Below are 23,139 nucleotides of genomic sequence, written 5' to 3' on the forward strand. Positions count from 1 at the left end.
ACCATGCCTCCCGCCGCCCGGCTGGGCGACAAGACGTCGCACGGCGGCACCCTCGGCACGCCGCCGCCCGCGGTGGCCGTCGCGGTGGCCACCGTCCTGATCGAGGGCAAGCCCGCCGCCGTGGGCGGCAGCCTGCACGTGTGCGTCGTCCCGAAGGACGCCGTGCTGGGGCCGGCGAACGTCGTCAAGCCCCGCGTCGGCGGCCAGGTGCTCATCGGCGGGGTGGTCGCGGCGCGCGTCGGTGACAGCACCACGTGCCAGGCGAACGTCCTCACCGGCGCGTTGACCGTCCACATCGGAGGCTTGTGATGAGCGAGGGCTTCATCGGGCGCGGCTGGGGCTTCCCGCTGCGCACCGGGCCGACCGGCGGTATCGGGATGGTCGAGCGGGAGCAGGAGATCACCGAGGCGATCCGGCTCGTGCTGGGCACCGCGCCGGGTGAGCGGCCGATGCGCCCGGAGTTCGGGTGCGGCATCCACGAGCACGTGTTCGCGTCGGCGGACGGCGCCACGGCCGGTCTCGTGGCCCGCGAGGTGCGTGCCGCGCTGGACCGGTGGGAGCCGCGGATCGAGGTCGACGACGTGGTGGTCGCGTTCGACGCGGTCGAGGTCGGCACGCTCTACATCGACGTGCGCTACACCATCCGGTCCACCAACGACCGGCGCAACCTGGTGTTCCCCTTCTACACCATCCCGGCCGAGGGAGGCGTGGAGTGATGGCGCTGCCCGCACCGAACCTGGACGACCGGCGCTTCCAGCAGCTCGTGGACGAGGCGAAGCGGTACGTGCAGCAGAGCTGTCCGGAGTGGACGGACCACAACGTGTCCGACCCCGGCGTCACGCTGATCGAGACGTTCGCGCAGATGGTCGACCAGCTCGTCTACCGGCTCAACCGGGTGCCGGAGCGCAACCACCTGGCGTTCCTGGACCTGTTGGGCATCACGCTGTTCCCGCCGACCGCCGCGCGCGCCGACGTCACGTTCCGGTTGTCCGCGCCGCAGCCGCAGACCGTGGTGCTGCCGGTCGGCACCGAGGTCGCCACGGCGCGGTCGGAGCACGCCGAGGCGGTCGTGTTCGCCACCACCGACGAGCTGGCCGTGGTGCCGTGCTCGGTGCGGCGGGTGGTGACCAGGACGGCGTCGGGTGAGCACGTCGACCGGACCAAGGACCTGGAGGCGGGCCAGGACGTGCGGTGCTTCCAGGCCGCGCCGACGCCCGGTGACGCGACGTTGTTCGGGCTGTCGGCGGCGGTGCCGCGCTGCGTGGTGGTGCTGCGGCTGGACAGCCGGGTCGAGGGCATCGGCGTCGACCCGCGGCAGCCGCCGCTGGTGTGGGAGGCGTGGAACGGGCAGGACTGGCTGCCGTGCGAGGTGGACGAGGACACCACCGGCGGCCTGAACCGGCCCGGCGAGGTGGTGCTGCACGTGCCGGCCGGGCACGCCGAGTCCGTGGTGGCGGGGCACCGCGCGGGCTGGCTGCGCTGCCGGGTCACCGAGCCGGTGCGCGGGCAGCCGTTCTACTCGGAGTCGCCGACCGTGCGCGAGGCCGAGGCGTTCACCATCGGCGGCACGACCGCCGCGGAGCACGCCGAGACCGAGGCGGACGTGCCGCTGGGCGAGACGGCGGGTGTGCCGGGGCAGCGGTTCACCGTGCCGCGCTCCCCCGTGCTGCTGGACGGTGACCCGGTGGTGGTGCGGGTGTCGGCGGGCGACGGGTGGCAGGACTGGGCCGTGGTGGAGCACTTCGGCGAGTCGGGACCGGAGGACCGGCACGTCGTTCTGGACGCCGTGCGCGGCGAGTTCCACTTCCCGCCCGCGGTCCGCGAGGCCGATGGCACGCTGCGGCGTTACGGGGCGGTGCCGCCCAAGGGTTCGGTGGTGCAGGTACCGCGGTACCGCACGGGCGGTGGACGGGCGGGCAACGTGGCGCGTGGCGCGATCTCGGTGCTGCGCAGCTCGGTGCCGTACGTGGCGTCGGTGGAGAACCGTGAGGCGGCGCGCGGCGGCGTGGACGGCGAGACGGTGGCCGAGGCGAAGGTGCGCGCACCGCAGCAGCTGCGGGTGCGGGAACGGGCGGTGACGGCCGAGGACCACGAGCACATCGCCCGGCTGGCGGCGCCGTCGCTGGCCAGGGTGCGGTGCCTGCCGGACGGTCCGGGTGCGGCGCGGGTGCTGGTGGTGCCGGACGCCGTGGCCGACCAGGGCGACCGGCTGCGGTTCGAGCAGTTGGTGCCCACCGAGGACGTGGTGTCGGCGGTGGCGAGGCGGTTGGACGAACGGCGGCTGCTGGGCACCCGGCTGGTCGTGGAACCGCCGCGGTACCAAGGCGTCACGGTGGTCGCGCGGGTGGCCGCGCCGAGTGCGGAGGGCAACCGGGTGCGCGAGGAGGCGTTGGACGCGCTGTACCGCCACCTCGACCCGCTGCGCGGCGGCCCGGACGGCACCGGGTGGGAGTTCGGCCGTCCGGTGCAGTACGGGGAGGTCTTCGCGGTGCTGCAGGGCGTGGCCGGGGTGCGGTTGGTGGAGGAGGTCCGGCTGTTCCCGGCCGACCCGGTCACCGGTGCCCGCGGCGCGCCGGTGGACCGGGTCGAGGTGGCGCCGAACGCGCTGGTGTTCTCCTACCAGCACCAGGTCGTGGTGGCCGGATCATGAGTCGCGCCGCGCTGCCCGAGCTGCCCAGCCGCTACCCGTTGGGCGCGATGCTGCCCGCCCTGTACGCGGCGGACGACTTCGCCCAGCGGTTCACGGCGGGCCTGGACGCCGTGCTGTCGGCGGTCCTGGCGACGCTGGACAACCTGCCGGAGTACTTCGACGCGGACCTCGCGCCCGCGGACTTCGTGGCCTGGCTGTCGTCGTGGGTCGCGGCGGACCTGGACCCGGCGTGGCCGGAGCCGCTGCGCCGGGAGGTGGTGGGCCGGGCCGTCGAGCTGCACCGGCTGCGCGGCACCGCGGCCGGCCTCGTGGCCCGGCTCGAACTGTGCCTGGGTGTGCGGGCCGAGGTGGTCGACGGGCCGGGCGCGACCTGGTCCACCCGGCCCGACACGCCCCTGCCCGACCGGCGGGACGTCGTCGTGGTGCGGGTGCGGCCGGGCAGGTCCGGGGTGGTCGACCGGGAGCGGGTGGTGGCGCTGGTCGACGCAGTGTGCCCGCTGCACGTCACCTGCACCGTCGAGGTGCTCTCGGGGAACGGGGACTGACATGCGCCTGTGCACGCAGTGCGGCGCGCCCACGCGGGACGCCGACGACTTCTGCGGCAACTGCGGCACCTACCTGGGCTGGGCGAGCGCGCCACCGCCGGTTCCGGACGAGCCCGCTGCCGAGGAGCGGCCCGGTCCGGTGCCACCCGGCCGGCCGCAGGCGCGCAGGCCGCTGCCCAGCGCCGTGGACGAGGAGGTGGTGGTCGGGCCGCCGTGCCCGGCGTGCGGGATCGCGAACCCGCCGGGACGCCGGTTCTGCCGCCGCTGCGCCACGCCGTTGGGGCCCGGTGCGCGGGAGGAGCGCGGCCAGGCACGACGTCGGCGGTGGCGGTGGCGGGGCGACACGTCGAGGTGGCTGCGCCGGCTGGTCGTGCTGGCCGCGGGCGCGGTGCTGCTGGTGGCCGCGATCCTGTTCTACCCCGCGGCGTTGGCGCTGGTCGAGGACGTGCGCGACAAGACGGCCACCCCGGTCGCGGTCGGGCCGAGCAGCAGCACCGCCACCGCGGAGGTGTCCGGTCACCCGGCGGCGGCGGCCGTGGACGGCCTGTCCAACCGGTACTGGGGTGCGACCGCCGTGGGCGACTCGGTGGAGTTCGGCTTCGCCGCGCCGTTCCGGCTGCTGTCGGTGGTGGTGCACACGGGCGCGGGCGTGGAGGAGCGGGCGTTCACCGGGCAGGCGCGGGTCGCGGCGCTGGACATGGTCGTGACCACGGCGGACGGCGGCAGCCGCACCGTGCCGCTGCCCCTGGCCGACCGGGTGGGACCGCAGCGCGTCGACACGGCGGTGAGCGACGTCGTGCGGGTCCGGCTGGTCGTGCGGGCCGTCGCCGGGCAGGCACCGGGACGGCACATCGCGTTGGGTGAGGTGGAGTTCTTCCGCCGGCCCTGAGCACCCATTCGGCCCTGAGCACCCATTCCCCGGGCAATCCATTCCCTGGGCATCCATCAGCGAAGGACGGGAGCGGCACATGGACGTCGTAGTGGTCACCGGCTCGGCGGGCTTGGTCGGAGGTGAGGCCGTGCGGGCGTTCGCGGCGAGGTTCGACCTGGTCGTCGGCATCGACAACGGGATGCGGCAGGACTTCTTCGGTCCCGCCGGGTCGGTCGCGGCCAACCTGGCGCAGGTCGAGCGCATCCCCAACTACCGGCACCACTTGGTGGACGTGCGCGACCACGCCGCGCTCACCGCCCTGCTCGGCGAGTACGGCACGGACGTGCGGCTGGTCGTGCACACGGCCGGGCAGCCGAGCGACGAGTGGGCGACCGGGCAGCCCCTGGTGGACCTGGGGGTCAACGCGGTCGGCACGATGAACCTGCTGGAAGCCGTCCGCCGGGTCTGCCCCGGGGCGGTGGTCGTGCTGACCTCCACCACGAAGGTGTACGGCGACGCGCCGGACACGCTGCCGTTGGTGGAGACCGACACCCGGTGGGAGATCGACCCCGTGCACCCGTACCACGAGCACGGCATCGACGAGTCGCTGCGCACGGAGGGCGGCCGGCGGACGTTCTTCGGGGTGTCGAAGCTGGCCGCCGACCACGCCGCGCAGTCGTACGCGGGCCTGTTGGGGCTGCGGATCGGGGTGTTCCGGTGCGCGAGCGTGACCGGTGCGCGGCACGCGGGCGTCGAGCAGGACGGGTTCCTGTCGCACCTGGTGCGCAGCGCCGTGCGCGGTGCGCCGTTCCCGGTGATCGGGCACGGCGGCAAGCAGGTGCGCGACGTGCTGGACGCGCGTGACCTGGTGGAGATGTTCTGGCACTTCTACCGCGATCCGAGGCCCGGCGAGGTCTACCTCGCCGGCGGTGGGCGGGAGCGCAGCGCGTCGGTGCTGGAGCTGATCGCCCGGTACGAGTACCTGACCGGCCGGGAGGTGCCGTTCGAGTACGTGCCCGAGCGGCGGTTCGCGGACGTGCGGTGCTGGATCACCGACACCCGCAAGTTCCGCCGCGACTACCCGGGCTGGCGGCCGGTCCACGGGCTGGCCGACATCCTGAGTTCGGTGCACGACCACTGGGTGGCGGTCGGGCTGAACGGCTTCCCCGTGGGCTCTTGACCGCCGGTCGGTCCCCGTGTTGAGGTCGATACGGCCTTCGTTCTTCAGAGCGTCCAGCGGGCGTGAAGAATCTTTGTAGACGCGTTTCAGAGCGCGTGAAGCCGCGACTCGCAGACTCGGTGGTGCAATCCGAGACAGCGGGAGGCAGCGGTGGAGCGAGTCCGGGTCGTCGTCCAGGCGGCGGATCACCTGAGCATGACGGGTCTGATCACCTATCTCGGTTCGAGGCCCGATGTGGAACTGCTGGAGGGCACTGTCCAGGCGAAGCCCGACGTCGTCGTCATGGCGGTCAACCGGCTGAGCACCGAGGTGGTGTCCAGGCTGCGCCGGGCCGCCGCGCACGTCGGGGCGCCGGTGGTGCTGATCGTGGACGAGGTCGGCGAGTCCGACGTGCTCACGGCGGTGGAGTGCCGGATCGTGGCGATCCTGCCGCGGGCCACGGTGAGCGACCAACTGGTGCTGCGCAGCGTGCTGTCGGCGGCGTCGGGTGGTGGCGTGATGCCGCCGAACATGGTGGCCGAGCTGCTGCGGCACGTGCAGCGGCTGCAGCAGCAGGTGTTGGACCCGGAGGGCGGGCGCGACCGGCTGTCCGCCCGCGAGGCCGACGTGCTGCGGTTGATGGCGGACGGGTTGGACACGGCCGAGATCGCCGGTCGGCTGTCGTACTCGGAGCGGACCATCAAGAACGTGTTCTACGGGATCACCGCCCGGCTCAACCTGCGCAACCGGCCGCACGCGGTCGCCTACGCCCTTCGGAAGGGGATGATCTGACATGGCCGAAACCACGACCAAGCAGGACCGTGCCGCACTGCGCCGGGTGGTCGACCAGGCGCTGCGGGGCATCCGGGCCAACGCCAGAATGCCCCACCCGGTTCGCCCACAGGCCGAGGCGCGGTGGGTGATGTCCTCGGACGGCGTGATCGACGCACCCACACACCTCTCCGAGGCATGACCGACTCCCACGCGCTGCCGAGATCACCCAGAAGTGGCACAGGCTTCGGGGATGAATGGTCATGCCAAAATTGTTGCCGGGAAAAGAAGGGGTGGCGCCACGGCCCGGAAAAAGGATCTCTCGGCCCCCTCACGTGCTCAACCCCTCCAACCCCGCCGCCCCCCGACCGCCGACGCCGCCGACCTCACACCGACCGACACCCGACAGCGCCAACGAGCCAGACCACTGCCGCGCCACCACGCCGCAGCCGAGCCCACGCCCACGCCGAGCCCACGCCCACGGCGAGCCCACGCCGCCACCGTGCCGAAGCCACGGCCAGGCCCAAGCTGCTGCCGATGCCAGACTGGCCGCTGCTGCGCCTCGGACCGCGCCCGCGACACAGCACGCAGCGCCTCGGACCGCGCCCACAACGCGGCGCCCAGGCCCGCCCACGCCCCAGCTGCCCACGAGGTCCGGCCCGATTGCGGCTCAGGCGCCAGTGGGATCAGGCCCGGCCGCAGCCCGAGCGCCTCGCCGAATCCGGCGCCACGCCTCGGCCCCGCGCACCGGCGGGCACAGAATCGCTGCGGCCCAGCCTGTGGGACCCGGCCGCCGTCCGCGGCCTGGCTGTTCGCGCGAGCCGTGCGACGCGGCGCCCAGCCGGGACCCAGCCTGGCGTGGGTGGGAAACCGATCCCTGGCCCACTCGCGGGATCCCACCTCCAGCAGCCCGCGGGATTCGGCGCCCAGCCCCGACGCAGCCCGACACGGGAACGCAGCCCCGGCCGGTTTCGGCTGCCCGCCGGACCTCGGCGCCCGGTTGCGCCCCGGCCGGTTGCGAGACGCGGGGCGCGGCGGCCCAGGAGCGTGAGGCGTGGGTGGTCAGTGGGCTTCTGCGATGCGGGTGGCGGTGCGGCGGATGTCCCAGTGGGCGCCGAAGGTTCGGTAGAGGTCGGTGGCTTCGGTGGCGATTCCTTCGGCTTCGGCGGTTTGGCCGCGGTGGGTGAGGAGGACGGCTTGGTCTTCCAGGGTCTGTGCCAATTCGAACGTGCGGCCGACCGAGCGGTAGTGGCTGATGACCGGTACGAGGCCTTCCGGGTCGGAGGCCAGGACGCTCCGGCATCGCCGTGCCGCGGCGGCGGCTCGGGCGGCTTTGGTCTCGCGGGCGGCTTCGGCTTCGCAGGCTTCGACGGCGGCGCGGGCTGTGGCCAGGTCGCCGCACGCCAACGCCTGCCGCACCAGTTCGGGCAGCCACTGGTGGCGCAGCATCATGTCCGCGTAACGGGTGTCGAGGATCGTGCCGAGCACCTCGACGGCACCGGCGTGGTCACCTTCGCGCGCCGCCGCCATCGCCTGCGCCGCCACCAGGAAGTCGCAGTTCTCCCGGTACGCCTCGGTCACCAGCGGCAGCGTGAGGCCGGTGGTCAGGTGGGTGTCGAGCCGCGCGCCGTCGTCCCGGTGGGCGGCGATCAGCGCGACCACGCCGTGCAGCAGCACGGGCCCGCCCTCCCGCAGTCCGAACCCGGTGAACTCCGGGTCGCCGATGACCGCCTCCAGCCGCGCCACCGCCTCGTCCCACCCGCCGAGCCAGAACTGGTGCACGGCGGCGGCCAGGTGCAGGCCCGCCACCGGTGTCCCCCGCCCGGCCAGGTCGAACGCCGTCCGCAGCGCGGAAGTGGCCTCCTCCAGCCGATCGAGGCACTGGAGCGTGAAGATGCGGTTGTCCAGCAACAACAACCGCAGATCGGTCAGCGCGACGTCGGTGCCGACCACGTCGAGCGCCTGGTCGAGGTACGCGACGGCACGCGGGTAGTCCCGGCGCACCGCCTCCACCTGCCACAGCACCTCCAGCGCCTGACCGATGGCGAACGGGTCGGCGGCCCGCTCCCCCGCCTCGATGGCCGCCCGCGCGCTGGCCTCGGCACCGTCCAGCTCACCGACACCCGCCCGCTGCACCAGCGCCAGCAACGACAGCAGCCGGGCACGCCACATGTCCGACAGCACGGGATCGTCCAACGCCTCCCGCGACGCCGCCACCGCCTCCTCCGCCCGCGCACCCCGGTACGGCATGTACGCCAACGTCCAGCGCACTTCCGCGATCAGGTCCGGCGACCGCAGTCGCGGCAACGCCCGGCGCGCGTGCTCCTCGGCCTCCGCGTCCCGCCCGATCCGGAACAACGCACTGCTCAGGTGCGCCATCAACGTCGCGTCACGCTCGTCACGCGCCACCGACGACCGCAGGCACCGCTGCAACAGCTCGACCGCCACCAACGGCGCACGGTAGACCAGCGCGGGAGCCTGCGCGACCAGCCAGTCCACCACCCACGAGCCGACCTGGTCGGACGCGGCCAGCAGCTGCTCGGCCACGTGGTCGACGGGCGCGCCGGACGCCGCGAGCGCTTGCGCGGCCTGCTGGTGCAGGGCCGTGCGCAGGGCGGCGGGCGTCCCCTCGTACAGGGCCTGCCGGATGAGCGGGTGCCGGAACGCCATCCGCGGACCGGCGTCGCGCAGCACGCCCGCCGCGATCGCCTCCTCCAGCCGGGCCGCGAGCTCGAACACCGGCGTGCCGAGCACCACCGACAGGTCGCTCACCGCGAACTCGCCGCCGAGCAGGGCCGACCACCGCAGCACCTCGCGGGTCGGGTCGGACAGGAAGTCCAGCCGGCCGGTCACCGCGGACACCAGCGACAGCGGCACGCGGTCCAGCGCGTGCACGGCGACGTCCGCCACCCCCGTATCCACCTCCACGACCCGTTCCCGGACGAGCGCGTCGGCGACCTCGCGGACGTACAGCGGGTTGCCGCCGGCGCGGGCGGCGATGCGGCGCAGCCCCGGACCGGGCGACGCGCCGACGAGACGTCCGACCAGGCCCGCGACCTCGGTGGCGCCCAACGGGGCGAGGTCGAGGACCGCGCCGCCGCCGGACTCGACGTCCCGGCGCAGCCGCGCGACCTCGGCCCGGTAGGGCACCGGTCGGGCCGCGCCGACCAGCAGCAGCGGCAGCCGCCGTGCCACGGTGGACAGCCGGTGCCACACCTGCGTGCTGGTCTCGTCGGACCACTGCAGGTCGTCCAGCGCGAACACCAGCGGCCCGTCCGCGCACAGCTGTTCCGCCAGGGCGACCAGGCGGTCGACGGAGCCGAACACCGGGTCGGAGTCGGCGAAGATCGACCCGGCGGGCCGTTCCTGGCGCAGTGCCCGCGCGGTCGCCGCGCGCCGCGGGTCGGGCGAGCGCGGTTCGACGCCCAGGCAGTCCAGCACGAGCCGCAACGGGAACCGGCTGCCGAGCTCGTCGGCCACGGCGTGGGCGATCTGGTGCCCGGCCCGGTCGGCCTGGGCCAGCAGCGCGGCCAGCAGCGCCGACTTGCCGATGCCCATCTCGCCCTCGATCCACAGCAACCGGCCCGTGCCGGTGGTGACGTCGTCGACCGCGCGCCGCACGGCGGCCAGCTCCACGTCCCGCCCGACGAGTTCGGCGTCACGCGGCGGCGGGTCGACCGGTTCGCGTGCGGTCCGCGTCACGGCGGCCGGTCGGCGCGCGGGGGTCACCGGTTCCCTGTCCGTGCCGCCGAGGATGTGCTCGTGCGCGGCGCGCAGCCGCCGTCCGGGTTCGACCTCCAGTTCCGCCACGAGCACGCGGCGCGCGTCGCGGAACACCTCCAGTGCCTCCGCGCTGCGCCCGGACCGGTGCAGGGCCAGCATGAGCAGCTCGCGTGCCCGTTCCCGCAGGGGTTCCTCGGCCACCAGCGCGGTCAGCTCGGCGACGACCTCGGTGTGCGCACCGGACGCGAGGGCGGCTTCGGCGCTCAGTTCCCGCGCGGTGGTCCGCGCCTCGCCGAGCCTGCGCCGCTGCGCCTCGGCGAACGGGCCGGTCAGCCCTGCCAGCGCCTCACCACGCCACAGCGCCAGCGCCTCGTCCAGTGCCGTCCGGGCGGTCACCGGGTCGCCCTCGGCGAGCTGCCGCCTGGCCCGGTCGCGCAACGACTCGAACGCCGCCACGTCCAGCCCGCCGTCCACCAGCAGCCGGTAGCCCGAGCCGACCGACACCAGCAGCCGCGCGGCGGCGCCCCTGGGCCGGTCCGGTTCCAGTGCCTTGCGCAGCGTCGAGACGTAGGTGTGGACGCTGCCCTCCGCCGTGGGCGGCGCATCGGCTCCCCACACGCCCGCCACCAGTTCGTCACGCCCCACGCCACCGGAGCGCAGCGCCAGCATCGCGAACAGCGCGCGTGGGCGCGACGAGCCCAGGTCCACCTCCCGCTCACCCGACCAGGCGCGCACCGTGCCCAGCAGCTCGACCCGCAACGCGCCCGTCATCCCGAGATCCACCTCTCGTCCACCACCCTGACCGAGCACCGCACCACCCCGACCACTACCGCCCGCCGCCACTCAGCCGGCCCACCCGATCCCCCGTCCCGCGTCACGCATCCGTGCCCGCGCCCGTCGCACGTCGTGCGCCGCGCCCAGGCTCTCGTAGCCGGCCAGCGCCTCGCGGAACGCCGCGTCGCCCGCCGCCCGGTCCCCTTGTGCCGCCAACAGCACCGCCGCGTCCTCCAACGCCTCCGCCAGCTCCACCGGCCTGCCCACCGCCCGGTATCGGGCCACCGCGTCGAGCACCGGCCCCGGGTCGCCGCGCACCAGCCCGCGGCACCGGGCCTCGGCGGCGAACGCCCGGCCGGGTACCCGTTCCCTCGCCGCCTCCTCGACGCACCCGGCCAGCGCGCGTTCCGCCACGTCGGTCCGTCCGGTCCGCACGGCCAGCCGCGCCACGTCGGGCAGCCACTGGTGCCGCAGCACCATGTGCCCCGGTGTGGAGGTCAGCAGCGGTGCCAGGACGGCGAACGCCTCCTCGGGCCGCCCGGCGCCCTCGGCCAGCACCGCCCGTGCGGCCAGCAGGAAGTCGCCGTGCTCCCGGTCGGCCAGGATGACGAACGGCTGTCCGGCGGCGGCCCGGAGGCAGTCCTCGGCCAGGGCGGTCAGGCCGCGTCGGGCCGCGATCAGGGCGGCCACGCCGAGCACGAGCAGCACCGGTCCGCGTTCGCGCAGCCCGTAGACCATGCGGCCCGGGTCGTCGCGCACCACCTCGGCCTCCGCCAGCGCCCGGTCCCACCGGCCACGCCAGTAGTCCGGCACGGCGGTCGTGAGGTGCGGTCCGGTGCCGCCGGACCCGGCCAGGTCGCGGGCCGCGCGCAGCACGTCGTCGGCCTCGTCCAGCCGGTCCAGGTTCTGCAGCGTGAACGCCTTGTTGTCCAGCAGCCCCAGGCGCAGCATCCCGAAGCCCGGGTGCGGCGCGGTCAGGTCCAACGCCCGGTCGACGTGCTCCAGGGCCCGCACGTGGTCCCGGCGGACGGTGCTGACCTGCCACAGCCCCTGCCGCGCGTGGGCGACGGCGAAGTCGTCGTGCGCTTCCTCGCCGCGCCGCAACGCCCGGCGGGCGGTCTGCTCGGCGGCGTCCACGTCGTTGAGGCCGTCCCGCTGCACCACTGCCAGCAGCGATTCCAGGCGCGCCCGCCAGGCCGGCGGCACGGCCTCGTCGTCCACCGCCGCGCGCAACGCGTCCACGGCCGCGGTGACCTGGCCGTCGCGGTACGCGGCATGGGCCAGGATCCAGCGCATCCCGGCGGCCCGGTCGGCGTCGCGGGTGCGGGCCAGCACGTACCGCGCCGCCGCCTGGGGCGGCCTGCCGAGCCAGAACAGCACGCGCGCCAGCAGGGCGGCCAGCCGCTCGCGGTGCTCGGCGTCCACAGCGGACTCGGCGACGACGGCGCGGAGCAGGCCGACCACCCGTTCCGGCGCGTGGTCCACGAGCGCGGCCGCGTGCGCGACGAGCCAGCCGGCGGCCCACTCGTCCACCATGCCCGGTGCGGCGGCCAGCTGGCCCACGACGAGTTCCGCCGGGGCTCCCGCGGCGGCGAGCGCCCCGGCGGCCTGGCGGTGCAGCGCGGCCCGGACACCGGCGGGCACGGACAGGTGCAGCGCCTGCCGCACCAGCGGGTGCCGGAACGCCACCTTCGGCCCGCCGTCGTCCAGCACACCGGCGGTGGTGGCCTCCTCCACGGCGGCGACGAGGTCCGACACCGTGCGGCCCAGTGCCGTCGCGGCGTCACCGAGGGCGAACTCGTCGCCCAGCAACGCCGCCGAGCGCAGCACGTCCGTGGTGGGCGCGGACAGGAAACCCAGCCGGCGCGTCATCACCGACACCAGCGAGCGGGGGATGTCGCGGTCGGGTCGCGGCACCGCGTCGGCCACGCCGTCGACCACCCGGACCGCGTCCTCGCGCATCACCGCGTCGACCACGTCCTTGGTGTAGAGGGGGTTCCCGGCGGCCAGGCCGGCCAGCGCGCGCAGGTTCCGGCCGGGCGGCGAGCCCAGCAGCCCGGTCAGCATCGCGGTGACCGACTCGTCCGACAACGGCCCCAGTTCGACGACCCGGCCACCGGAGGCGGCGACGGTGCGGCGCACCTGCTCCACGTCGGCCCGCCGGGGCACCGGCCGGGCGGCGGCGACCAGCAGCAGCGGCGACCGGTGCACCACGCGCAGGAGGCGGTGCCACAGCAGGACGCTGGCCTCGTCCACCCAGTGCAGGTCGTCCACGACGATCACCAGCGGCGCCTCCGCGCACAGCTCGTCGATCAGGCCGAGCACCTGTTCGACCACCAGCGGCACCGGGTCGTCGGACGCGTCGGCCGGTGCGCGCAACGCCTGTGCCAGCGCGGCCCGGCGCGGGTCACCGGAGGACTCGGTGACGTCGAGGCAGTCCAGCAGCACCCGCAGCGGTGTTCGCGGCCCGAACTCGTCGCCCGCGGCCCACGCCACCCGGCACCCGGCCTCGACCGCGCCGGCCAGGCCGGTGGCCAGCAGGGCGGACTTGCCGACGCCCGGCTCGCCGCCGACCCACACCGCGCCGCCGAACCCGGCCGCCAGGTCGTCCACGACCGCCCGCAGCAGGTCCGATTCCTCGTCCCGGCCGACGAACACAGCCGGTTTGATCATCGGCGAGGCGCCGACCCGGGGCGCCGGCACGTCGTCGGACTTGTCCTCCAGCACCATCCGGTGCGCCTGCCGCAGGACGGCGCCGGGTTCCATGCCCAGCTCCTCCACGAGCACCCGCCGCGCGTCGTGGTAGACCTCCAACGCCTCCGCCTGCCGCCCGGCGCGGTGCAGCGCGGTCATGAGCAGGGCGCGCAGCCCTTCCCGCACCGGGTGCTCCCGGGTCAGCGCGGCGAGGTCGGCGATCATGTCCTCGTGCCGGCCGACGACCAGCGCCAGCTCGGCACGTCGTTCCGCGGTGGCCAGCCGCAGCTCGTGCAACCGGGTGCGCTGCGACTCGGCGAACGGCCCCGACACCCCGGACAGCGCCTCACCGCGCCACAACGCGTGCGCCTGGTCCAGTTCGGCCAACGCCAGCGCCGGCTCGCGGTCGGCCAGCTCCCTGGCCCGTTCCCGGTGGCGTTCGAACCGGTGCACGTCGACGCCGTCCACCGGCACGCGCAGGCAGTACCCGGACCCGGCCGAGGTCAGCACCACGCCGGTGGACCGCTTCGGCCGGTCGGGTTCCAGCGCCTGGCGCAGCCCGGAGACGTAGGTGTGCAGACCGGCGGCGGCCGTCGCGGGCGGCGAATCGCCCCAGACGCCGTCGATCAGCTCGTCCTTGGACACGGTCTGCCCGGCCCGCAGGGCGAGCAGGGCGAACACCGCTCGCCGCCGGGCGGTACCGAGGTCGATCTCGACCCCGTTGCGCCACGCCCGGACCGTGCCCAGCAGTTCCACCCTGACGGGGACGGGCACACCCGTCACCGCCGCCGCCCATCGCGGCCGGAATTCGCGGGTGAATGCGGATTCGGACCGGGAATAAGTGCACGCGGCGGGACCCATTCCACCGGATGGGGAATGGCGTCCGCCGCACCTTCGACCGCCGACATCGGACCACCAGCCCCCTCGTCCCTCCTGACCTGCGGAAATCGGTCGACTCACCGGAGCGACACGAACTCACTCAACCAACATAGCCACAGCGGACCACTCTCGGTCCGCGTGGTATTCGTCAATAGCCCAAGGCGGACCAACCGGATCACCCGGCCACGCCCAATTGATACGCGGTGGCCGGATCGCGTCACCGCGGCGGACCGAGGCGGTAGGCGCCGGACGGGTGCCCCGTCGTGGTGAGCGACCGCCGGACCCGCTCGGCGTCGTGGTCCCGCCGCTGCCGCTGGTAGTGGTCGAGCGCGACCCGCCAGGAGCGGTCGGCCCGGTCGCGGTCGCCGAGGGCGGCGTGCGCGTGGCCGAGGCGTTCGAGGATCTCGGCTTCGCCGTAGGTGTGGCCGAGTCGGCGGCGCAGGGCCAAGGCCCGTTCGTAGTGCCGCACGGCGTCGCGGTGGCGGCCGTGGACGTAGTCGACGTAGCCGAGGCCGTCCAGGGCGGTGGCCTCGCCGTCGGGGTTGCGGTGTCGCCGGTGCAGGGGCAGTGCCGCCCGGAGGTGGTCGTGCGCGCTGTCGTGGTCCCCGAGGTGGGCGGCGTACCAGCCGATCTGGTTCAGGGTGTCGGCCCGCGGCACGGGTCGGTCGAGCCGGTCGTGCAGGGCCAGTGCCCGTTCGGCGTGGTCCAGGGCCCGGCGGAGGTCGCCGCGCCAGTGCCACGCCCAGCCGAGCATCTGGTGGGTCCGGGCCTGCTGGACGGGGTCGTCGTGCTGTTCGGCGAGGGCGAGGGACCGGTCGAGGTGCGTGATCGCCCGGGTCGGGTGTTCCAGGACGGCGTAGGCGATGCCGAGGTTGCGGTGGGCGCTGATGCGGGCCGCGGGGTCGGGGAGGTGCGCGGCGGCGTCGAGGGCGGCCCGCCAGACGGCCACCCGGTCGTCGCGGTGGCCCCGCCGGAAGTGGAACGTGTCCAGCGCCCGCGCGAGGTGCCACACGACGCGGTGCCGTCCGCTGGTGGCGGCGGTGTGCGTCGCGGCCAGCAGGTTGGGGTGCTCGGTGTCGAACCAGGCCATGGCCTGGTCCTCGGCCGGTAATCGGGGCACGAGGGTGCCGGGTGCCGGCCGTGCGGGCCGCAGGGGTTCGCGGTGCGGGTACAGCAGCCGGTCGGCGTGGTGGGCGGTGTGCAGGTAGTGGTCGACCACGCGCCGCAGGGCCCGGTCCCGTTCCGGTGCCGGCAGGTCGTCGGTGTGGCGGCGGATGAGGTCGTGCATGCGGTAACGGCCGCGGACGCCGTGGTCCAGCAGCGATGCCTCGTGCAGGGCGCGCAGGACCCGTGCGGTCCGGTCAAGCGGCAGGCCGAGGAGGGACGCGGCGGCGGTGAGGCCGATGTCCGGGCCGGGTGCGAGGGCCAGCAGGCGCACCGCGTGCCGGTGCTCGGCGGTCAGGGCGCGGAACGACGTGGCGAGCACCGCGGGCAGGCTGGCGGTGGGGTCGTCGTCGTCCAGGGCGGCCGTGCCGGACCGGTCGATGTCGGCGACGAGGTCCGCGACCGCCAGATCCGGGTTCGTGTGCGCCCGCCCGGCCGCGATCGCCAGCGCCAGCGGAAGCCCCCGGCACAGTGCGAGCAACCGCGTGACGGCGGCGGGTTCGGCGGACAGGCGCGGCCCGCCCAGGCGCGACTCCAGCGCGGCACGGGCCTCGTCGTCGGCGAGCACGTCCAGCGCGAGGTGCCGGGCGCCGTGCCGGGCCACCAGTCCGCTGAGGATCCGCCGACTGGTGACCACCACCGCGCACGACGGGCCACCGGGCAACAGGGGTTCCACCTGCTCGGCGGACACGGCGTTGTCCAGCACCACCAGCACGCGCCGGTCCGCCGTGACGCTGCGGAACAACGCGGCCTGCCCGTCGAGGTCCGGCGGGACGCGGCCGGGTTCCACGCCCAGCGCGGCCAGGAAGCCCTGCACCGCGGTCTCCGGCGCCACCGGCCCGCCCTTCGGGCTGAACCCCCGCAGGTCCACGAACAGCTGCCCGTCCGGGAACCGCTCCAGCCGCCGATGCGCCCACCGCAACGCCAACCACGTCTTCCCGATCCCGCCCGCGCCGCCGATGAGCGAGATCGCCGACGACCGGTGCGCCCCGTCGTCCAGTGCCTCGTCGAGCGCGGCGAGCGCGCTCTCGCGACCGACGAACGCGGCCGGCATCGCGGGCAACTGCCGGGGCGGACCGACGACCGGCGCCCCGTGCACGTGCACCCCACCGTGCACGACGCCGGCCTGCACGACCGCACCGCCCACGACGGCCGTCAGCTCGTTGTGCACCACTGCGGGCGGCTCGGACCCTCCTGCGGCAACCACCAGGCCACCTTGCCACCGGTTCCCGGGTGGCGGGGCGAATCACCCGCCCCGGCTTACCAGGCTCGACCTCGAGGCAGGGCGGCCAGGCCCGGAGCGGACAGGTGGAGCACCTCGTAGCGTTCCGCGGCCGGCTCACCCGGTCCGACAGCGTCCTCCCACAGCACGAACCTCATCAGCTGCCAGTGGTGCGGGTCGAACGCGAGGGCGACGGTGTGGACGCCGTCTCGGTCGGCGAGCTCGCGCGCCTCTCCGGCTTCCCGTCCGATCCACTCGGCCAGGCCGGAGCCGTCCGCCGAATCGGCGGGGATGGGCGCCAGGACACGGGAGGCCGCCCTGGGGTCCACTGCTCGCGCGGGACCGGCGTGGCAGGCGATCCCGGTCCAGTGGCGGGCGACCGGCCGCCCGAAGTCGCGGAGGATGTTCTGGAATCCCCCGCCGCCGACGAGGAAGTGGGCCATCGCACCGGTGTCGTGCCACAGGTAGAAGGGCGCGTACTGGTTTACCGGCGAGCCGCCGACGCCGCGTTCGCGGATGACGTAGGCCTTCAAGCCGAGCCCGGCGCGGTCGTCGAGGGCGTGGCCGCCGGCGGCCACCCTCTCGCGGATCGTGGTCATGTCGTAGTCGGCGGGCAGGGTGATCTCGTACTGCTTGGCGTACACGGAAGATCGTCGCCTCTCTTGCTCAGTGGTCAGCCGGCCGCCGGTCGGGACGTGTGGGCGGCGAGCAGGTCCAGCACGCCGGTGATCGCCTGCTCGAACGGCGCCGTGGACTCGGCGGCACGCGCCAGCACGTAACCGCCCTGCAGGACGGCGACCACGGTGGCGGCGGTCGTCCTCGGGTCCAGTCCCGGGGCCAGTTCGCCGCGTTCACGCCCTTCCTCCAGGACCTCGGCGATCCGGTCGCGCAGCCACGACAGGGTCTGCTCGACCGGAGCGCGCAGGCCCGGGTCGGCCATGACCTCCGGGTCCTGGGTCAACCGCCCGATGGGGCACCCCTTCAGGACGTCACGTTCGCGCCTCAGGTAACCGGTGATCCGTTCCATCGCGGTGCCGGGGACGGTGAACCCGGCTTCGGCCTTGGCGCGCATCTCCTCGGCGGTGCGGTTGATCGCCGCGAGCGCGAGGTCCGGCTTGCCGGCGAAGTGGTGGTACATGCTGCCCTGCCCGGCTCCGGCCCGGCGCTGGATCTCCTTCGGGCTGGTACCGGTGTAGCCGCGCTCCCACAGCAGTTCCCGCGTGCTCTCGATGAGGCGTTCGGCAGAACTCATGCCCCTACTGTACATACCAGTAGGTACAGTCGACAGGCGAGGGCTTCCTGCCCCTCACCCTCGCCCACGAACGTGTCCGGTCACAGGAACCCGAACAGCGGCGGGAACGCCAGGACCACGACCCACGCCCACGCCGCGTACACCGGCAGGTACGCGGTCTGCCAGCGTTCCAGCCCGGCGAACGGCACCCGGCGCCGGATCAGGCCGGTCATCAGCCACGCCGACCACGCCAGGTTGACCAGCAGGATCACGTTCTCGCCCAACGCCGCCGCCTTGTTCGGCGTCGTCCCGTACTCCGTGATCCGCCCGGTGATCTCCCACAGCACCAGCACGTCGATGAGCAACGCGCTGACCACGAGCGCGAGTTGCAGCTTGTCGAACACACCGGCCGGCGCGAGCGGATCACGCGCCGAGGCCGAGTAGAGCAGCAGCGCCAGCACCACGACGAGCAGCAGGTCGAACAGGATCAACGCTTCCCGTTCCACGTCGATCCCGGCACTGGTGACGACGAAGGTGACCAGGAACGCCAGCAGCACGGCGGTGAACAGCGGCGTGAACAGCCGCGTCAACACCGGGGCGATGTTCTCCACCACGCTCTGCTTGGCCTCGACCAGCCACCCGGCCACCACCACGGCCGCTGCCGCGCCGCACGGCAGCACCCACTGCGCGATCACGGTCTCCGGCGAGATCCCGATGGCCTCGAAGGTGCCGAACACGAAACCGATCAGCACACCGCCGCCGAGCGCGATGAGGACGTAGTAGATGAACCACTCGCCGGTGAAGCGGACGAAGTCCATCCGCCGCCGGGACGAGCGCAGGTCGTCGGACACGTAGGCCAGGCCGACCACGAACCACAGCGCGATCGGCAGGTGGATGCTCGTCAGCACCAGCGATTGCGAGTCCTCCGCGAGCGGGTAGGCGTTGGCCGCCACGGCGCCGAGCGCGAACAACGCCACCAGCGCGCCGATCACCGCCGGCGCGGCACGACGGCGCCACGCCAGGAACGCCGCCAGCCACGGCAACGCGAACAGGCCGACGTTGGGCCCGTAGAACGCGGCGTCGTCCTCCAGGGTCAGGCCGAACAGCTCCGGCGCCTTGACCGAGGCCGCCGCGCCGACCGCGCAGCCCACCATGACGAGCAGGTCCCGCCGCGACCGACCACTCGGCGTCGGGCCGTCCGCCCCGCCGGTCAGCACCAGCTGCTTCCACAGCCGTTCCGAGTGCTCCCGGGCGAACTCGCGGGACAGCTCGTCCAGGCTGCCCATGCGCTTGACGGCGACCAGGAACGCCTCGTCGGCGTGCAGGCCGGCGGCGACGAGGTCGTCGACCGAACCGCGCAGGTGGTCCTCGAGCTCGTCCACGTCGGCCTGCCGCAGCTCCCGGCGGCGCTGCACGTAGTGGCGCCACTGGGCGAACTGCGCCTCCAGCTCGCCCTGGTCGTCGGTCATGCGAAGCCTCCCAGCGGGAACGTGGTGAAGTCGGTGCGGGGCCAGATCTCCTTGAGCGCGTCCACCACCGTGGCCCACTGGCGGCGCTGCTCGGCCAGCTCGGCCAGCCCGCCGCGGGTGATCCGGTAGTACTTGCGCCGCCGCTCCCCCGCGACCGACTGCCAGCTGGACTCCACGTGCCCGAGGCGCTCCAGCCGGTGCAGCAACGGGTAGAGCAGCCCTTCGGTCCAGTCCAGCTCGCCGCCGGACAGCTCGTTGATCCGCCGGAGGATGGCGTAGCCGTAGCTGTCCTCCTCGGCCAGGATGCCCAGCACCATCGGGGTCGCCGAAGCGGCCACGAGGTCCTTGGTGACCTTCAACGAAACCTCCTCCCGACTCCCGAAGATCCTGCCGATCTACCCTAGATGTGCAAGGCATAGTACTTCTAGGTATCGTGGCGTAGCAAATGACGCGGAACGGACCATGTGGGACGCGGGCGGCGGAACCCCGATGGTCGGCGCCCTCATCACGTTGACCGAACACCCCGAAGTGGGATTCTGGTGGCGTGCAGGGCAACTCCAGATCCTGGCCGGCCAACTGCTTCCGGTTGCTGCTGGTGGAGGACGACCGCGAGCTCGTGGAGTTGCTCGGCGCCGCGCTGCGCGACGAGGGGTACACCGTGGACGTCGCGCTGGACGGCCAGCGCGGACTGCACCTCGGCCTGACCCGCCCCTACGACGTCGTGGTCATCGACCGGGGCTTACCGGCGCTCGACGGGCTGGACCTGCTGGTGCGCCTGCGGGCCAAGGCGGTGCGGGCGCGGGCGTTGATCCTCACCGCGCTGGGCACCGTGCACGACCGGATCGACGGCCTCGACGCGGGCGCGGACGACTACCTGGTGAAGCCGTTCGACCTGGACGAGCTGAGCGCGCGGCTGCGGGCGCTGTGCCGTCGTGCGCTGGAACTGGCCGACGTGCTGCGGATCGGCGCCGGGCACCTCGACGTCGAGCAGCGGGAGGTGGTGCTGCCCGACGGCGGACGGGTGCCGCTCACCACCCGGGAGTTCACGCTGCTGCGCGTGCTGGCCACCTATCCAGAGACCGTGCACACGCGCGCGTCGTTGCGGCGGGTGGTGTTCCCGGACGCCTCGGCAACCTCCATTGTGGACACTTACGTGTACTACCTGCGCACCAAGATCGACCGTTCGGTGGTGCACACCGTGCAAGGGCTCGGTTACCGGTTGGGGGCGTTGTGAGTCGTTCGTGGGTCGAGGCGGAACGTGCGGTCATCCGACGGGCACGCCTGCGGATCAGCGTGCTGGTCGCGCTGGCGATCACGGTGCTGGTCGCGTTCGTCGGCGGTATCGCCTACGCCGTGATGGTGCACGCCCAGGAAGCGCAGGTGACGCGCGAGCTGCGGTACAACGCCCAGTTCGGCGCGCCGTCGACCCCGCCGGGCTGCACGTGGCTGTTCATCCTGGAAAACGGTGTCCTGGACGACGGCGTGCTGAAGGTGCCGCCCGGGTTCCCGCTGTTCGAGGACCTCGACGCGGTGGACGCGACCGGCGAGACGATCGAACGCGCCCTCGAACGCAACGGCACGCAGTACCTGGTGCTGACCCGGCGCGGCCCGGCCGACCGCACGGTGCAGGCGGTGTTCGACACGCGCTACCAGCTCGCCGACCGGCGGCACCTGTTGCTGGCGCTGGGGATCGCGGAGGTCGGCGGCCTGCTCGCGGCGGCGCTGCTGGGCCTGTGCGTGGGTCGCGGCACGGTCGCGCCGCTGGCGGAGGCGTTGGCCCGGCAGCGCCGGTTCGTCACCGACGCGAGCCACGAGCTGCGGACGCCGATCGCGCGGGCGTACACGCGGGCGCAGCTGCTCGCCCGCTGGGCCAAGGCCGCGGACCTGCCCGACGACCACCGCGACGGCCTGGACAAGCTCGCCACCACCATCCGCGGTCTCGGTGACGTGGTGGACGACCTGTTGCTGTCGGCACGGCTGAGCCGGCAGCCCGAGGACCTGACCGGTCGGTCGGTGGACCTGGCCGCGGTGGCGGAGGCCGCGGTGGCGACGGAGGAGGACCGGGCGGCCGAACGGCGGATCACGCTCACCGTGACCCGCCCGGACGGTCCGGTGGTCGTGCACGGCGTCGAGACCGCGTTGCGGCGCGCGGTGGACGAGCTGCTGGCCAACGCGGTGCGCCACACCCCGGAGGGCGGCCGGATCGACGTGCTCCTCGGGCTGCGCGACGGGCGGGTCGAGCTGACCGTCGCCGACACCGGCGAGGGTTTCGACCCGGTGGAGGCGGACCGGCTGTTCGACCGGTTCCACCGCGGACCGGGCGGGCCGGAGCGGCGGTTCGGCCTGGGCCTGGCGCTGTTGCGGGAGATCGTGACGAGCCACGGCGGCACGGTGGAGGCGGTCGGCCACCCCGGCCAGGGCGCCCGGTTCACCCTGCGCCTACCGCTCGCCACCACCACCGCCGAGGTCCGGGAGATCAGTACCGGCCCGCGGTGACCAGGTCCGCGGCCAGGCGGACGTCGGCGTCGAGCGGTCGGTCCGGGTCGACCGGCGCGATGGCGTCGGCCAGCGCGTCCAGCAGCGCGGCGCACCGGGGCGCGGTCGGCCGCCGGCCACCCACGTGGACGGCCTGCCGCAGGCCCAGCGCCAGCGAACCGCACAGCAGCCGGAGCAGTTCGGCGAGGTCGTAGGAGCGCAGCGCGGCCTGGGTGCCGAACGGCACGACGTCCTGGTTGTGCAGGTTGGTCGGCAGGCTCTGGGTGCTGGCGGGCACCACGGCACGGCGGATCTCGGCGACGAACGCCGTCGTGGCCAGCTGCACGCCTTGCAGCCCGTGCTGCCGCCCGGGGCCGGCGGCCAGCATCGGCGGCAGGCCGGTGTTGCGGGCCGGGTCCACCAGCAGGTCGAGCTGCCGTTCGGCGAGGTTGCCCAGCGACGCGGTGACCATGGCCAGCACGTCGGCGGCGAACGCGGCCGGTTGGCCGAAGAAGTTGCCGCCGTGCGCCACGAGGTCGTCGTCCGGGAAGAACAGCGGGTTGTCGCTGACACCGCCCAGATCGGCCGTGACGACACCGTCGACGTAGCGCAACGCGTCCTCCGCCGCACCGAGCAGCTGCGGCGAGCACCGGAGGCTGTAGGGCTCCTGGAGGGCACGCCCGCCGCTCGGGACCGTGCCGACCAGCGTCGCCCGCATCCGGTCGGCGACGGTGATCGCGCCGGGGTGGCCGTACGCGGAGATCAGGCGTGGGTCGAGGAATGCCGGGTCCGCACCCAGCAGGTCCACGAGCAGGCACGTGAGGTCCTGCACGGCGCGGTGCGAAGCACGCACGCTCGCCAACGCCAACGCCGTGGCGGCCGTCGTCACGGACGTGCCGTTGACGAGCGCCAACGCGTCACGGCCGTCGAGGGTGAGCGGGGTCAGCCCGGCCCGGCGCAGGGCCTCGTCGGCGGGCATCCGCTCCCCGTCCACGTAGGCGTGGCCGCGGCCGCGCAGCGCCTGGGTCGCGTAGGCGAGCGGGATGAGGTCGCCGCTCGCGCCGACCGAGCCGTAACGCGGGATCGCGGGCACGAACGTGGTCGCGAACATCGCCGCGAGCCCGTCCACGACGTGCGCGGACACCCCTGAAACGCCTTGGGCCAACGACCACGCGCGCACGAGCAGCGCGGCGCGGGCGATGTCGGCGGGCAGGTCGGGCCCTTGCCCGGCGCCGAGGTGTGCGAGGGTGTTGTCGCACTGGTCGGCCTCGTCCTCGCGGCCCGCGAAGCCGATGAGGGCGCCGAACCCGGTCTTGGCCCCGTAGACGGGGCGTTCGTCGTCGGCGAGCACGGCGCGCAGGTACTCGCGCCCCCGCTCGACCCGGTCCCGAACCGGAGGGCTGATGAGCAGCGACAGCGGTGCCGCCGCACGGATGAGGTGGTCGCCGGCCAGCGGTGCGCCGAGGTCCACGGGGGCGTCGGTCACGGTGGTGGTCACCGCACCGACGGTAG

The 23,139-nt window shown here is 74.1% G+C and carries 18 protein-coding genes; 10 read left to right on the plus strand and 8 right to left on the minus strand.

Annotated elements, in window-relative coordinates; genetic code table 11:
* The first annotated feature begins 3 nt into the window (after positions 1 to 3).
* The 8 genes from B0I31_RS13025 (at position 4) to B0I31_RS13060 (ending at position 6,198) form a co-directional block, all read left to right on the plus strand.
* The gene (locus tag B0I31_RS13025; protein WP_106615619.1) at positions 4 to 309 is read left to right on the plus strand and encodes a PAAR domain-containing protein; all 306 of its coding nucleotides are present in this window, start codon (positions 4 to 6) and stop codon (positions 307 to 309) included.
* The gene (locus B0I31_RS13030) at positions 309 to 716 is read left to right on the plus strand and encodes a GPW/gp25 family protein (RefSeq protein WP_106615620.1); all 408 of its coding nucleotides are present in this window, start codon (positions 309 to 311) and stop codon (positions 714 to 716) included. The genes B0I31_RS13025 and B0I31_RS13030 overlap by 1 nt, the downstream gene beginning before the upstream one ends.
* Positions 716 to 2,650: a putative baseplate assembly protein gene (locus B0I31_RS13035; protein ID WP_106615621.1), complete on the plus strand. Its 1,935-nt coding sequence runs from the start codon at positions 716 to 718 to the stop codon at positions 2,648 to 2,650. Before B0I31_RS13030 ends, B0I31_RS13035 begins: the two co-directional genes overlap by 1 nt.
* Complete coding sequence (locus B0I31_RS13040) at positions 2,647 to 3,195, plus strand: phage tail protein (RefSeq protein ID WP_106615622.1); 549 nt, start codon at positions 2,647 to 2,649, stop codon at positions 3,193 to 3,195. Before B0I31_RS13035 ends, B0I31_RS13040 begins: the two co-directional genes overlap by 4 nt.
* Position 3,196: 1 nt before the next feature.
* Complete coding sequence (locus tag B0I31_RS13045) at positions 3,197 to 4,084, plus strand: zinc ribbon domain-containing protein (RefSeq protein ID WP_106615623.1); 888 nt, start codon at positions 3,197 to 3,199, stop codon at positions 4,082 to 4,084.
* A gap of 79 nt (positions 4,085 to 4,163) precedes the next feature.
* On the plus strand, positions 4,164 to 5,246 hold the full coding sequence (locus B0I31_RS13050; RefSeq protein WP_106615624.1) for an NAD-dependent epimerase/dehydratase family protein: 1,083 nt from the start codon (positions 4,164 to 4,166) through the stop codon (positions 5,244 to 5,246).
* Positions 5,247 to 5,396: 150 nt separating this feature from the next.
* Positions 5,397 to 6,017 carry a response regulator transcription factor gene (locus B0I31_RS13055; protein WP_106615625.1) on the plus strand — a complete coding sequence of 207 codons (621 nt, stop codon included), beginning with the start codon at positions 5,397 to 5,399 and terminating at the stop codon, positions 6,015 to 6,017.
* A 1-nt stretch (position 6,018) separates the two neighbouring features.
* Positions 6,019 to 6,198 (plus strand): hypothetical protein, encoded by a 180-nt coding sequence (locus B0I31_RS13060; protein ID WP_106615626.1) that lies wholly within the window; start codon positions 6,019 to 6,021, stop codon positions 6,196 to 6,198.
* 860 nt (positions 6,199 to 7,058) lie between these two features.
* On the opposite strand, the gene B0I31_RS13065 is transcribed toward B0I31_RS13060, so the two are convergent.
* From B0I31_RS13065 to B0I31_RS13095, 7 genes are all read right to left on the minus strand, one after another.
* Positions 7,059 to 10,502, minus strand: coding sequence for an ATP-binding protein (locus tag B0I31_RS13065; RefSeq protein ID WP_245949855.1), 3,444 nt, complete (start codon positions 10,500 to 10,502; stop codon positions 7,059 to 7,061).
* 60 nt (positions 10,503 to 10,562) lie between these two features.
* Complete coding sequence (locus tag B0I31_RS13070) at positions 10,563 to 13,961, minus strand: ATP-binding protein (RefSeq protein ID WP_245949856.1); 3,399 nt, start codon at positions 13,959 to 13,961, stop codon at positions 10,563 to 10,565.
* Between the two features lie 322 nt (positions 13,962 to 14,283).
* Positions 14,284 to 16,437 carry an ATP-binding protein gene (locus tag B0I31_RS13075; protein WP_245949857.1) on the minus strand — a complete coding sequence of 718 codons (2,154 nt, stop codon included), beginning with the start codon at positions 16,435 to 16,437 and terminating at the stop codon, positions 14,284 to 14,286.
* Positions 16,438 to 16,490: 53 nt separating this feature from the next.
* Positions 16,491 to 17,096, minus strand: coding sequence for a DUF4865 family protein (locus B0I31_RS13080; protein ID WP_106615629.1), 606 nt, complete (start codon positions 17,094 to 17,096; stop codon positions 16,491 to 16,493).
* Between the two features lie 29 nt (positions 17,097 to 17,125).
* Positions 17,126 to 17,704 carry a TetR/AcrR family transcriptional regulator gene (locus B0I31_RS13085; protein WP_106615630.1) on the minus strand — a complete coding sequence of 193 codons (579 nt, stop codon included), beginning with the start codon at positions 17,702 to 17,704 and terminating at the stop codon, positions 17,126 to 17,128.
* 80 nt (positions 17,705 to 17,784) lie between these two features.
* Positions 17,785 to 19,152: a permease prefix domain 1-containing protein gene (locus B0I31_RS13090; protein WP_106615631.1), complete on the minus strand. Its 1,368-nt coding sequence runs from the start codon at positions 19,150 to 19,152 to the stop codon at positions 17,785 to 17,787.
* On the minus strand, positions 19,149 to 19,511 hold the full coding sequence (locus tag B0I31_RS13095; RefSeq protein ID WP_106615632.1) for a PadR family transcriptional regulator: 363 nt from the start codon (positions 19,509 to 19,511) through the stop codon (positions 19,149 to 19,151). The genes B0I31_RS13090 and B0I31_RS13095 overlap by 4 nt, the downstream gene beginning before the upstream one ends.
* A gap of 227 nt (positions 19,512 to 19,738) precedes the next feature.
* On the opposite strand from B0I31_RS13095, the gene B0I31_RS13100 reads away from it, so the two are divergent.
* Positions 19,739 to 20,386 (plus strand): response regulator transcription factor, encoded by a 648-nt coding sequence (locus B0I31_RS13100; RefSeq protein WP_106615925.1) that lies wholly within the window; start codon positions 19,739 to 19,741, stop codon positions 20,384 to 20,386.
* Complete coding sequence (locus tag B0I31_RS13105) at positions 20,383 to 21,648, plus strand: sensor histidine kinase (protein ID WP_106615633.1); 1,266 nt, start codon at positions 20,383 to 20,385, stop codon at positions 21,646 to 21,648. Before B0I31_RS13100 ends, B0I31_RS13105 begins: the two co-directional genes overlap by 4 nt.
* Here B0I31_RS13105 and B0I31_RS13110 read toward each other — a convergent pair.
* Positions 21,629 to 23,125 carry an aromatic amino acid ammonia-lyase gene (locus B0I31_RS13110; protein ID WP_219910689.1) on the minus strand — a complete coding sequence of 499 codons (1,497 nt, stop codon included), beginning with the start codon at positions 23,123 to 23,125 and terminating at the stop codon, positions 21,629 to 21,631. The genes B0I31_RS13105 and B0I31_RS13110 overlap by 20 nt on opposite strands.
* Positions 23,126 to 23,139: the final 14 nt, after the last annotated feature.

The organism is Saccharothrix carnea, assembly GCF_003014735.1.
In the GTDB taxonomy this organism is placed as follows: domain Bacteria; phylum Actinomycetota; class Actinomycetes; order Mycobacteriales; family Pseudonocardiaceae; genus Actinosynnema; species Actinosynnema carneum.